At 63.5% G+C, this 12,475-nt stretch carries 11 protein-coding genes; 3 read left to right on the top strand and 8 right to left on the bottom strand.

Annotated features, from left to right (window positions below):
- The coding region (locus tag RWT78_RS23105) for a zinc-binding dehydrogenase (RefSeq protein ID WP_314681143.1) at nucleotides 1–758 on the top strand (758 nt) is incomplete at its 5' end.
- A 9-nt stretch (nucleotides 759–767) separates the two neighbouring features.
- Here RWT78_RS23105 and RWT78_RS23100 read toward each other — a convergent pair.
- From RWT78_RS23100 to kdpF, 6 genes are read right to left on the bottom strand one after another with little or no spacing between them, the layout of a single operon-like run.
- Nucleotides 768–1,448: a response regulator gene (locus RWT78_RS23100; protein ID WP_003944545.1), complete on the bottom strand. Its 681-nt coding sequence runs from the start codon at nucleotides 1,446–1,448 to the stop codon at nucleotides 768–770.
- On the bottom strand, nucleotides 1,445–3,985 hold the full coding sequence (locus RWT78_RS23095; RefSeq protein WP_314681138.1) for a sensor histidine kinase KdpD: 2,541 nt from the start codon (nucleotides 3,983–3,985) through the stop codon (nucleotides 1,445–1,447). Before RWT78_RS23095 ends, RWT78_RS23100 begins: the two co-directional genes overlap by 4 nt.
- A gap of 7 nt (nucleotides 3,986–3,992) precedes the next feature.
- Complete coding sequence (locus RWT78_RS23090) at nucleotides 3,993–4,643, bottom strand: potassium-transporting ATPase subunit C (RefSeq protein WP_314681134.1); 651 nt, start codon at nucleotides 4,641–4,643, stop codon at nucleotides 3,993–3,995.
- Between the two features lie 6 nt (nucleotides 4,644–4,649).
- A complete protein-coding gene (gene kdpB / locus RWT78_RS23085) occupies nucleotides 4,650–6,755 on the bottom strand; it encodes a potassium-transporting ATPase subunit KdpB (RefSeq protein WP_314681132.1) in 2,106 nt (701 codons plus the stop codon).
- Nucleotides 6,752–8,437: a potassium-transporting ATPase subunit KdpA gene (gene kdpA, locus RWT78_RS23080; RefSeq protein WP_314681129.1), complete on the bottom strand. Its 1,686-nt coding sequence runs from the start codon at nucleotides 8,435–8,437 to the stop codon at nucleotides 6,752–6,754. The genes kdpB and kdpA overlap by 4 nt, the downstream gene beginning before the upstream one ends.
- Nucleotides 8,437–8,535, bottom strand: coding sequence for a K(+)-transporting ATPase subunit F (gene kdpF, locus RWT78_RS23075; protein ID WP_007731078.1), 99 nt, complete (start codon nucleotides 8,533–8,535; stop codon nucleotides 8,437–8,439). The genes kdpA and kdpF overlap by 1 nt, the downstream gene beginning before the upstream one ends.
- A gap of 329 nt (nucleotides 8,536–8,864) precedes the next feature.
- Between kdpF and RWT78_RS23070 the strand changes: the two genes are divergently transcribed.
- Together RWT78_RS23070 and RWT78_RS23065 are read left to right on the top strand one after the other, a co-directional pair.
- Nucleotides 8,865–10,283: an amidase gene (locus RWT78_RS23070; protein WP_314681123.1), complete on the top strand. Its 1,419-nt coding sequence runs from the start codon at nucleotides 8,865–8,867 to the stop codon at nucleotides 10,281–10,283.
- 4 nt (nucleotides 10,284–10,287) lie between these two features.
- Nucleotides 10,288–10,839, top strand: a complete 552-nt coding sequence (locus RWT78_RS23065) for a TetR/AcrR family transcriptional regulator (protein ID WP_030536607.1) — start codon at nucleotides 10,288–10,290, stop codon at nucleotides 10,837–10,839.
- Here RWT78_RS23065 and era read toward each other — a convergent pair.
- Together era and RWT78_RS23055 are read right to left on the bottom strand one after the other, a co-directional pair.
- Nucleotides 10,836–11,753: a GTPase Era gene (gene era, locus RWT78_RS23060; protein WP_003944451.1), complete on the bottom strand. Its 918-nt coding sequence runs from the start codon at nucleotides 11,751–11,753 to the stop codon at nucleotides 10,836–10,838. The two genes, RWT78_RS23065 and era, sit on opposite strands and share 4 nt — an antisense overlap.
- Nucleotides 11,754–11,777: 24 nt before the next feature.
- Nucleotides 11,778–12,475: hemolysin family protein (locus tag RWT78_RS23055; protein WP_314681118.1), on the bottom strand; the 698-nt coding region annotated here is incomplete at its 5' end.

The raw sequence follows: 12,475 nt of genomic DNA, 5'->3' as shown, positions 1-12,475 counted from the left end.
GCCCCGGCGGGGAGCTCACCGAAGGCCGGCAAGTCGCCGCCATGATGGGTGGGATGGGGAGGACGTTCGACGGCGGTTATGCCGAGTACACGTGCGTTCCCGTCAGTCAGGTCGTTCCCTTCTCGAGCGAACTGGACTGGTCGACAGTGGGAGCTGTTCCCGAGATGCTGCAGACGTCCTACGGCTCGCTGACGGTAGGACTGGACGCGAAATCCGGTCAATCCCTGTTGATCCGGGGAGGAACCTCCTCGGTCGGCATGGCAACCGCAGTCCTGGCGAAGCAGTGGGGACTCACTGTCCTTGCGACCACCCGAGATGCGAACAAAGCGTCGTCGTTGACCGCGATCGGGGTTGACCACGTTATCGTCGACGACGGTGCTGTGGCCGGCCAGGTTCGAGACATCCTCCCGGGCGGTGTTGATCTGGCCCTCGAATTGGTCGGAACACCAACACTTCCCGACACGTTGCGCGCGACCCGCGTTCACGGCACCGTGTGTTTCACGGGAATGCTGTCCAACGAGTGGACAGTCAAAGACTTTTATCCGATCGACTACATTCCACGCGGAGTGCGATTGACCTCGTACGGTGGGGACGCGTCCGACCTGCCTGCCGACGTACTGCAAGACTTCCTCTCCGCTGTGGCGTCAGGCGAGGCGGTGGTACCGATCGACGAGGTGTTCGCGTTCGAGGACATCGCGCGAGCACATGCCAAGATGGAAGCCGGTACGGCACGTGGCAAATTGGTAGTTGTGCTGTGACCTGGCTTCTCACACCACGAATCGATAACCCATTCCTGCCTCGGTGATCAGATGCTTGGGGTTCGCCGGGTCATCCTCGAGCTTCCGACGAAGTTGAGCCAGGTAGACACGTAGATAGTGGGTCTCGGTGTCGTACGCCGGTCCCCACACTTCCCGAAGCAACTCCTTCTGCCCGACCAGCTTTCCGCGGTTGCGCACAAGCATCTCGAGCATGCCCCACTCGGTCGGAGTCAGGTGCACCTGTTCACCGCGCCGACTCACTGTTTTCGCAGCCAAGTCCACCGTGAAGGACGCGGTCTCGACCGACGGTTCCGAAGTGTCCGCCGCGGAGGTTCCCCGCCTCGCCGCAGCGCGCACGCGGGCCAGAAACTCGTCCATCCCGAAGGGCTTGGTGACGTAGTCGTCCGCACCGGCGTCGAGAGCCTCGACCTTGTCCGCGGAATCCGTGCGCGCCGACAGCACGATGACCGGCGCCGTGCACCAGCCACGCAGGCCGGCAAGCACTTCGGTGCCGTCCATGTCGGGCAGTCCGAGATCGAGTACCACGACGTCCGGTGGACGCTCGGCAGCAGCCCGCAAGGCACCCGCGCCCGTAGACGCGGTCACCACCTCGTACCCGCGCACCGAAAGATTGATACGCAGAGCTCGCAGAATCTGCGGTTCGTCGTCCACTACCAGGATTCGACTCATGATCCATTCCCATTCGTACCGGCCGCAGCCAACTCCACGATCATCGTCAATCCCCCACCAGGTGTGTCTGTGGCGCTGACTGTTCCGCCCATCGCATCGACAAATCCGCGCACCACGGAAAGTCCGAGGCCCACTCCGCCGGTGTTGTCGCGATCTCCCATCCGTTGGAACGGCTGGAACATCGTTTCGGCCTCACCTCGCGGAACACCTGGGCCCGTATCGGCAACACTGATCACCACACGATCACCGAGTTGCGCCGCCCCGACGCGCACCGGGGTTTCTCCCCCGTAGCGCAGAGCGTTGTCGACGATGTTCGCAATCACCCGCTCTAGCAGACCTTGATCTGCTTGCACTGCAACGGTACCCACGTCGACGACTACACTTCGAGCCCGCGAATCCGAGCGTCCACCGATGCCGAGGCCCAGCAACGCGCGGTGAACCACCTCGTCCAGATACACCGGCCGGAGCGTGGGTTTCACCACCCCGGCGGCAAGGCGGGACGAGTCGAGCAAGTTCCCGACCAGTGCCGTCAACTGATCCGCCGACTCCTCGATGGTTGCCAACAATTCAGCGGTGTCTTCGGGCGAGAACTCGATGTCGTCGCTGCGCAGACTGGACACCGCCGCCTTCACTCCGGCGAGAGGCGTTCGCAGGTCATGGCTTACCGCTGACAGCAAGGCTCGACGCAGTTGATCAGCCTCGGTGAGCGCGGCAGCCTTGCTCGCCTCGACTGTCAGTTTCTCCTGGCGGATCATCCCAACTGCTTGGTGAGCGACCACCGTCAGCACTCGTCGGTCCCGCGCACTCAGGTCGGGCCCAGCCAACAACAGCGCGTATTCCCCGTCGTTGACCTCACAGACCGTATCCGCTTCGTCGTCCGTGGTCGGCGGCTGCGTACCGACGGCAGCGATGACTCCGTCGTCGTGATGAATGACGGAAACCCCTCGCTGGCGATAGATTTCGAGTGCCTTCGCCAGAAGTGTCGACAGATCCGCTCCGCGGAGAACTGATCCCGCGAACAGTGTGAGCAGTTCGGCTTCCTCGGATGCGCGCTTCGCCTCGCGGGCGCGCTTTGCTGCGGCGTCGACCAGAACGGCAACTGCCACAGCCACGATCAACAGCACGACAGTGGTGATGAAGTTGTCAGGTTCGGCGATGGTGAAGCTGTACCGCGGATCGGTGAAGAAGTAATTGAGCAGCAGTCCCGAGATCAGTGCCGACAATATCGCCGGGCCGACGCCGCCGAGGAGGGCAACCAGAACGACCACGACGAAGAACAGCGCGTTCTCGCCGTTGACCCCGGAGATTCGGTCGACGAGACCCATGATCGCGGCCGCGAGCGAAGGCACGACGATCGCCGCAATCCACGACAGGACCCGGCGCTCCGAGCGCCCCAGCACCGAAATGCGTCGTCGCGCCGTCGCTTCCTCGTGCGTGACCATGTGAACGTCGATACCACCGGACTGCTGAACCACAGCAGCGCCGATCCCCTCGTCGAGGATGCGAGCCAGGCGGGAACGCCGCGACGTTCCCAGCACCAACTGTGTGGCGTTCTCCTCACGCGCGAACTCGAGGAGCGTCGACGGTACGTCGTCACCGACAACGGTGTGAAGCGTGGCGCCGACTCCGACAGCCAACGCGCGCACCTTGCCCATCTCGGGGGCCGAGACACCGGTGAGTCCGTCACCGCGTACGACGTGGACCACCATCAGCTCGGCGCTCGACTTCGACGCGATTCGAGATGCGCGCCGTACCAGGGTTTCCGACTCCGGTCCCCCGGTCACGGCAACGACGACACGCTCGCGCGCTTCCCAGGTATCGGTGATCTTGTTCTCGGCCCGGTATTTCGCCAGTGCGGCGTCCACCTGATCGGCCACCCACAGCAGAGCCAGTTCGCGTAGCGCCGTGAGGTTTCCGCGTCTGAAGTAATTGCCCAAGGCCGCATCGACCCGTTCCGGTGAATACACGTTTCCGTGAGAAAGTCTGCGGCGCAGCGCCTCCGGGGTGATGTCGACCAGCTCGACCTGCGCCGCACTACGCACTACCGCGTCCGGAACCGTCTCCTGCTGAACCACGCCGGTGATGTGCGCGACAACGTCGTTGAGGCTTTCGAGGTGTTGCACGTTGACCGTGGACAGAACGTCGATCCCGGCTTCGAGCAGTTCCTGTACGTCCTGCCAGCGCTTGTGATTCTTGCTCCCTGGCGTGTTGGTATGTGCCAACTCGTCCACCAGGACAAGGGCCGGACGCCGAGCCAACACGGCCTCGACGTCCAGTTCCGGCATCCGTGTTCCGCGATAATCCACCAGCTTGGGCGGCACTATTTCGAGGTCTCCGATCTGCGCCGCGGTGCGGGCGCGGCCGTGTGTCTCCACGACGGCCGCGACCACGTCACAGCCACGATCTCGACGCCGATGAGCCTCACCGAGCATCGCGAAGGTCTTTCCGACGCCAGGCGCAGCGCCGAGGTAGATACGCAATTCACCACGTTTGCGTGCCCTACCGAAAGATTGACCGATCTTCTCCGAAGAACTCACGTGACAATCATCCACCAGTCGTCGGTGCAGCACACGTAGGTGCCGTCAATCCGAGTGCCAGGTTCAATTCCAGTACGTTGACTCGCTCGGCTCCGAGAAATCCGAGTTGCCGACCGTCGGTGTGCTCGGCCACCAAGTCCCGCACCTGGTCTTCCGAGATGCCGTTGTTCGCCGCCACCCTCGCGACCTGCAGTTCGGCGTACGCCGGACTGATGTGGGGATCGATACCCGAGCCCGAACCGGTGACTGCGTCGACGGGAACCGATGCCGGGTCGACACCCTCACGTGCCGCGATGGCTGCCCGGCGCTCGATGACGAATCCGGCCAGAATCCCGCTGCTCGGCCCCTGGTTGGACGGCAGTGCCGCAGCGGGATCACCGGTGGCAAACGGATCCTCGTCCGAAACGGATCCGACAACACGATTGTGAAAGAACGGGTCCTGCTGCCCTTCGGCGACCTGCGGATCGACACCCACCCAGGCACTGCCGACCACGCAACCGGCGGCATCGGTGACCGGTGAGCCTTCGGCAGATCCGGAGCTGATCCGGCTGACACCCCACACCGCGGCGGGATAGACCACACCGAGAACGACGGTGAGCGCGAGCAATACGAGCAAACCCGCCCACACCTGTTTGGCAAAACCGATAGTGAAACGCATGTCAGGTCACCCAATTCCAGGAATCAAACGTACGACGAGATCGATCAACCAGATACCGACGAACGGTGTGATCACACCGCCGAGACCGTAGACGAGCAGGTTACGTCCGAGCAACTGCGATGCCGTCGACGGTCGGTATCGAACACCCTTGAGTGCCAACGGAATCAAACCGATGATCACCAAGGCGTTGAAGATCACGGCCGAGACGATCGCCGATTCGGGGGTGGCGAGACGCATGATGTTCAACGCGTCCAGCTGCGGGTAGATACCGCTGAACAAGGCCGGCAGGATTGCGAAATACTTCGCCAGGTCGTTCGCCAACGAGAATGTGGTCAACGCGCCGCGGGTGATCAGCAATTGCTTGCCGATTTCCACCACCTCGATCAGCTTGGTGGGATCGGAGTCGAGATCGACCATGTTCCCGGCCTCTTTGGCTGCCGAGGTTCCCGTGTTCATCGCGACCCCGACATCGGCCTGGGCAAGGGCGGGAGCATCATTGGTCCCGTCACCGGTCATCGCGACGAGACGTCCGCCTTCCTGTTCCTTCCGGATCAGGGCCAGTTTGTCTTCCGGGGTGGCCTCCGCCATGAAGTCGTCGACGCCCGCCTCGTCGGCAATCGCCTTCGCGGTCAACGGATTGTCGCCGGTGATCATGATCGTGCGAATACCCATCGCCCGGAGTTCGGCGAACCTGTCAGCCATTCCCGGCTTGACGACGTCGGACAACGCGATCACGCCGAGGATCGAGGTACTCTCACCTTGCTTGACGGCAACTACCAGCGGCGTTCCGCCCGCTTGGGCGATGTCGTTCACGGTGTCGGTCACCGCGCTCTCCGCGTGTCCACCGCCACTGACGACCCAGTTCATCACCGCATCTGCTGCACCCTTTCGGATTTGGCGTCCGGAGTGGTCGAGTCCGCTCATCCGGGTTTGTGCCGTGAACGGAACGAACTCTGCGCGTTCCTCGTCCAGCGTCGGCTCGGCAGCAAGACCGAACTCCGCTGCGCACAGCTCGACGATGCTCCGTCCCTCGGGAGTTCCGTCGGCAAGGCTCGACAAGCGAGCTGCCGCAGCAAGATCGTCGGCGGATACACCGGGCGCCGGATGGAGTGCGGTGGCCCGGCGGTTACCGAAAGTGATGGTTCCGGTCTTGTCCATCAACAGGGTGTCGATGTCGCCCGCAGCTTCCACCGCGCGCCCCGACATCGCGAGAACGTTGCGCTGGACGAGGCGGTCCATGCCCGCGATACCGATCGCCGAGAGCAGCGCTCCGATGGTCGTCGGGATCAGGCAGACGAGAAGTGCGATCAGCTTGATCGGATCCTGCTCGTGCCCCGCGTACAAGCCCATCGGACCGATGGCTACGACGGCGAGGAGGAAGATGACGGTCAACGACGCGAGCAGGATGTTGAGCGCAATCTCGTTGGGTGTCTTCTGACGTGAAGCACCCTCGACGAGCGCGATCATCCGGTCCACGAACGAACTGCCCGGTGCTGCGGTGATTTCCACGACGATGCGGTCCGAGAGAACCGTCGTACCACCGGTGACGGCGCACCGGTCACCACCGGATTCACGGACCACCGGCGCGGATTCACCGGTGATCGCCGATTCGTCTACGGAGGCAATACCCTCGACCACGTCGCCGTCGCCGGGGATGACCTCGCCGGCAACCACTATCACCCGATCGCCGACCACCAGTTCGGTGCCCGACACCGATTCGATCGCACCGCTCATCGTGATCCGATGTGCTGTGGTGTCCTGCTTCACCTTTCGCAGACTCGCCGCCTGCGCCTTGCCGCGCCCTTCGGCCACGGATTCGGCAAGGTTCGCGAAGATCACCGTGAACCAGAGCCACAGGGTGATCACCCAGGAGAACACCGAGGGATCGGCGATCGCCATGACAGTGGTGATGACGGAACCGACGAACACCACGAACATGACCGGGTTTCGGGCGAGGTGGCGTGGGTCGAGTTTGCGCACGGCCCCCGGCAACGCGGTGATCATCTGCCGCGGGTTGAAAACGCCTGCGTGTACTTGACGGGACTGCCCTGGATCAACCTTGTCGGCAGCGTCTTGCGCTACCACGGGTTTCTCACTGATACGCACGGTCATTGAAGAGCCTCCGCTAGCGGGCCCAGCGCGAGGGCCGGGAAGAATGTAAGTGCAGCAACAAGAACGACGGTGCCGGTCAACAAACCGGTGAACATCGGTCCGGACGTCGGGAGGGTGCCGGCCGTCGGCGACACCTTCTTCTGCGAGGCAAGAGCACCGGCCAAAGCGAGAACGAAGATGATCGGCAGGAAACGGCCGAGAAGCATGCAGATTCCGAGAGACGACTGGAACCAGTCGCTGGTGACCGTCAGACCGCCGAAGGCGCTGCCGTTGTTGTTCGAGGCGGAGGCGAAGGCGTAAAGCACCTCACTGAACCCGTGGATCGATCCCGGCGTGCCCGGATCTCCCCCGTTGCCTTGATAACCGGTGGTCGAACCGAGGATGACGGTGATGGCGGTACCGATCAAGACCAGCGCGGGCATGACCAGAATCGACAGCGCCGCAAGGGTGATCTCGCGTCGACCCAACTTCTTGCCGAGATATTCGGGCGTGCGACCGACCAGCAGTCCGCCGACGAACACTGCGATCAATGCCAGCACAAGAATCCCGTAGAGGCCGGTTCCGACTCCACCTGGCGCAATTTCGCCGAGCAACATGTTGAGCAGGACCGCGCCGCCGCCGAGGGGCGACATGCTGTCGTGGGCCGAGTTCACCGCGCCCGTCGACGTCCCCGTGGTCGCCACCGCGAACAACGCCGATCCGGGGATTCCGAAGCGAACTTCCTTGCCCTCCATCATCGAACCAGCTGCTGTGGCGGCAACACCGCGTGCGCCGGATTCGGCAGCGAGCGTGACTGCGAGCAGCCCGCTCCACAGGATTCCCATCACTGCCAGCAGGGTGAGGCCTTGCCTACGATCCCCGACTAGAGTTCCGAACGTTCGGGTGAGGCAGACCGGAATCAACAGGATCGCCAGGATCTCGACGACATTGCTCAACGGGGTGGGGTTCTCGAACGGGTGCGCCGAGTTGGCAGCCAAGATCCCGCCACCGTTGGTGCCGAGTTCCTTGATCGCTTCCTGGGACGCGACGGGGGCCAGTGCATTGGTCACCGCATTGCCGTCGAGGCCGGTGGAGGCGAAACCGCTGTGGAACGACTGGATCACTCCCTGGCTCAACAGGATCAGGGCGATCACGAAGGAGAACGGGAGGAGGATGCGCAGAGAACCACGCGTCAGATCGACCCAGAAGTTGCCGATCTCGCCGCCCCTGGCCACCCGAATGAAGCCACGAACCAATGCGATGGCCACCGCCATGCCGACCGCTGCCGAGACGAAGTTCTGCACCGCCAGACCGACGGGCTGAACGAAGTTGCTCATCGTCGTTTCCGGCGTGTACGACTGCCAGTTCGTGTTCGCCACAAAGGAAATTGCGGTGTTGAAGGCAACGGCAGGACTGACCCCGGACAGACCGTCACTCAGCGGCAGTACTCCCTGAATCCGTTGCAGGAAGTACAGGAACAATGCGCTGGCCAGTGAGAATCCGAGAACGCTTGCGGCGTAGCCGTACCACGTCTGCTCAGCCCTGGAGTCGATCCGACCGACGCGGTAGATCACACTCTCGACCCGAAGATCTCGCGTCGACGAGTAAACACGCGCCATGTAGTCGCCCACCGGGACGTAGGCGATTGCCAGAACGACGAGGACAAAAGCGATCTGCAGGCCGGCTGCAAGAGCGGGTGGCATCAGAACCTCTCAGGATCTACGAGTGCAACGAGCAGGTAAATGACCAATGCCGCGGCGACGGCGATCAGAACCACGCTGACCACACCGGCAACCGTCATTTGGGAGCGCTCGCCTGTAGGGCGCGCAGTACCAGCGCGCACACGAGAAAACCGCCGAGAATCAGAGCAACGTAGGCCAGATCGGCCATGAGCTTCCCTCTTCGAAATCTTTTGCCGTGCTGCTGTGCATCGCAGCCATGACGCGCGGTCGCCCTCGACCGGATGCGCTCTCTCAGCTTCGACCTCCGGAAAGGCCGATTCCGCGTCTCTGACGATCCGCTTACGCACTGACCTGGCGTCTTGACGCGATCTTGACGCGAAACCGAAGTTCACTAATACTGAAACAAGTTACTGTTCGTTCGAACGAACAGTTTTGCGAAGGGAACCTGATGACTTCTCGAACCGACCACGATCTCGCCCCCGGTCTTGTCGACCAGGTTGCGAGTCTGGCCTCGGGCGCTACCTCGTCCGTCGCGGCCACCGAGGCAACGCTGAGCCGGATCGAGGCCACTCAGCCTCACCTCAATGCGTTCAAGATCGTGCGGCGAGAGAAGGCACTCGAGGAAGCTGCCGAGGCCGACAGACGTCTCGCACTCGGCGAGCGTCTGCCGCTGCTCGGTGTGCCGATCGCAGTGAAGGACGACGTCGACATCACCGGCGAACCCACGGCCTTCGGTTGCCCTGGCGATTTCCCGGCCAAGACCGAGGACTCGGAGATGATTCGACGCCTCCGCGACGCCGGCGCAGTGATCGTGGGCAAGACCAACAGCCCGGAATTGGGTCAGTGGCCGCTCACGAGCGGTTCAGCCTTCGGTTACACGCGCAATCCGTGGTCGCGTCACCACACTCCAGGCGGATCGTCGGGCGGCACCGCCGCGGCCGTCGCCGCCGGATTGGTCAGCGCCGGAATCGGTTCCGACGGTGCCGGTTCCATCCGAATCCCTGCGGCCTGGACCAACCTCGTCGGAATCAAACCGCAGCGCGGGCGCATCTCAACCTGGCCCGACGCCGAAGCGTTCTACGGCCTGACGGTCAACGGACCTCTCGCTCGCACCGTCGCCGACGCGGCACTGCTGCTCGACGTCGCTGCCGGCAACCATGACGGCGATCTCCACAAGCCGACACCGGTCACCGTCAGCGACGCGGTGGGACGCGACCCCGGAAAACTGAAAATCGCGCTTTCCCTTCGCAATCCGTTCACCGCCACTCCCGTGAAGCTGGACCCGGAAGTGCGCCTGGCCGTGCATTCGATCGCCGACACGCTGCGGGAACTCGGACACCATGTCGTCGTCGACGATCCCGCATACGGCCTGATCTTCGGCCTGAACTTTCTGCCCCGCTCGCTCGTCGGGGTCCACGACTGGCTCGGACGCGTTCCCGACCCGAAACTGGTCGATGCCAGAACACGTGGAAATGCCCAGAACGGCAAGCTACTTCGCGGCGCACCTCTGCGCGCGGCCCGCGCGGCCGAGCCGCGGATGCGAAAGCGGATCGGAGCGATCTTCGACACCTACGACGTCGTCCTGGCACCCACGACGGCAACCCCACCGATCATGGCGACCGCGATCGACGGCATCGGTGGCTGGGACACCGACAAGGTCATGACCGGCGCCTGCCCCTACGCGTGGCCGTGGAACGTCCTCGGCTGGCCCTCGGTCAACGTGCCGGCCGGATTCAGCAAGGCCGGCCTGCCCATCGGTGCGCAGTTGATGGGCAACGAGAACACCGAACCTCTGTTGGTCTCCCTCGCTTCACAGTTGGAATCGGTCCTGCGTTGGGATCAGGTCCGACCCGAGCCGTGGTGGTGACCCGATGAGTAACCGGGACGTTCGCGAGCGAATACTCGACGCCGTTCTGCACGTCGTCGGTACCGACGGCATCCCGGGTGTGAGCAACCGGCGCATCGCCGCGCAGGCCGGCGTCTCACTCGGATCGATCACGTATCACTTCGCCAGCCAGTCGGACATGCTCCGCGCTGCTCTGTCTCGTTTCGTGACCGACGAGACGACGCGCCTGCGCGCCTTGGCCGAGGAGTACCGCGACAAAGGTCTGAGCGTCGAGGACGCCGCGGCAATAGCCGAAAAGGTGACGCGAGATCTTTCGTTCTCGGCCGAGCGGATCGCGCCGTTCGAGATGTACATCGCCGCCGGGCGCGACCACGAACTCCACGAAGTCGCCGTCGAATGCTTCGCCGCCTACGACGATTTGACCGTCACGATTCTGACGGCACTCGGTGTACCTGATCCGGAGTCGATTGCATCGACGCTCGTCGCCGTCATCACCGGCCTCCAACTCCGACGCCTGGCCACCGGCGTCGACGAGCAGGACATCGGCGCGGCGATCCTCAGGGTCCTCCGGCCCTAGAAGCCCAGCCGGCCGAGCTGCTTCGGGTCGCGCTGCCAGTCCTTGGCGACCTTGACGTGCAGCTCCAGGAAGATCCGCACACCGAGCAGCTTCTCGATCTGCAGGCGCGCACTGGTACCGACTTCCCGCAGACGCGCTCCGCCCTTACCGATGACGATGCCCTTCTGACTGGGCCGCTCGACGTAGAGCAGTGCATGCACGTCGAGCATCTCGCCCTGCTTCTCGGTGCGTCCCTCGCGCGGGATGACCTCCTCGATCACCACAGCCAGGGAGTGCGGCAATTCTTCGCCGAGCCCCTCGAGCGCAGCCTCACGGATCAGTTCGGCCATGAGCACCTCTTCGGGCTCGTCCGTCAGTTCCCCGTCCGGGTAGAAGGCCGGGCCCTCGTCCATCAGACCGGCGAGGACGTCGACCAGGATCTCGACCTGTTCACCCGACTTCGCGGACACCGGAACGACCTCGGATTCGGGACCGAGCAGGGTGGACAGCGCGAGCAACTGCTTTCCGACGGCGTCGCGGCTGACCTTGTCGATCTTGGTCACGATGCCGACAAGCTTGGTCTTGGGCGCCATCTGACGGACCTGCTGCACGATCCAGCGGTCTCCGGGCCCGATGGCCTCGTCGGCCGGGATGCACAGGCAGATGACGTCGACCTCGGAGTACGTGTCGCGAACCAGGTCATTGAGGCGCTGCCCGAGCAAAGTGCGGGGCTTGTGCAGTCCAGGGGTATCCACCAGGATCAGCTGCGCATGCTCGCGGTGAACGATGCCGCGAATCGTGTGGCGCGTCGTCTGCGGGCGCGAGGACGTGATCGCGATCTTGCTGCCGACCAACGCGTTGGTCAGCGTGGACTTGCCCGTATTGGGTCGACCCACGAAACACACGAAGCCTGACCGGAATTCGTTCTTGCTCATAACTGCTCCTCGCTGAACTCTCGCTCAGTCATCGGTGTCTTCTGTCTCTTCGTCTTCGGACGGCGGGATGCGCTGCACGAACACCGTGCTGATGCGTACCCGGCCTCGGCCCGTATTGGTTCCCTCGCCGCGCAGGATCAAACCGTCGTACTCCACTTCGGAACCGGGAAGTGGCACTCGGCCGAGTACGTATCCGATCAGCCCGCCGACGGTCTCCACCTCGTCGAGTTCGAGTTCGAGATCGAACAATTCACCGAGGTCTTCGATGGGAAGTCTCGCGGATACGCGGAACATTCCGTCACCGAGATCCTCGATGGGCGGCGTCTCGTCCTCGTCGTATTCGTCGGCGATCTCACCGACGATCTCTTCGATGACGTCCTCGATCGTGACGAGCCCGGCGATTCCGCCGTACTCGTCGACGAGTATCGCCATGTGGTTGCGGTCGCGCTGCATCTCGGCCAGCAAGCTGTCGAGCGGCTTCGAGTCGGGAACGAAGACGGCGGGCCGCATGACGTCGCAGACGTTGACGTTCCGGCCGCCGTCGGGCAGGTGGTAGGTCTGCTTGACCAGATCCTTGAGGTAGACGACACCGAGCACGTCGTCGACGTTCTCCCCGATGACCGGCAGGCGCGAGTGACCACTGCGCACGGCCAACGACGTTGCCTGCCCGGCATTCTTGTCGTTCTCGATCCACACCATGTCGGTGCGCGGCACCATCACCT

The sequence above is a fragment of the uncultured Rhodococcus sp. genome, from assembly GCF_963525155.1.
Lineage (GTDB): Bacteria > Actinomycetota > Actinomycetes > Mycobacteriales > Mycobacteriaceae > Rhodococcus_F > Rhodococcus_F qingshengii.
The sequence above is the reverse complement of the archived record's forward strand: the minus strand, read 5'-3'. Positions and strand labels throughout refer to the sequence as shown.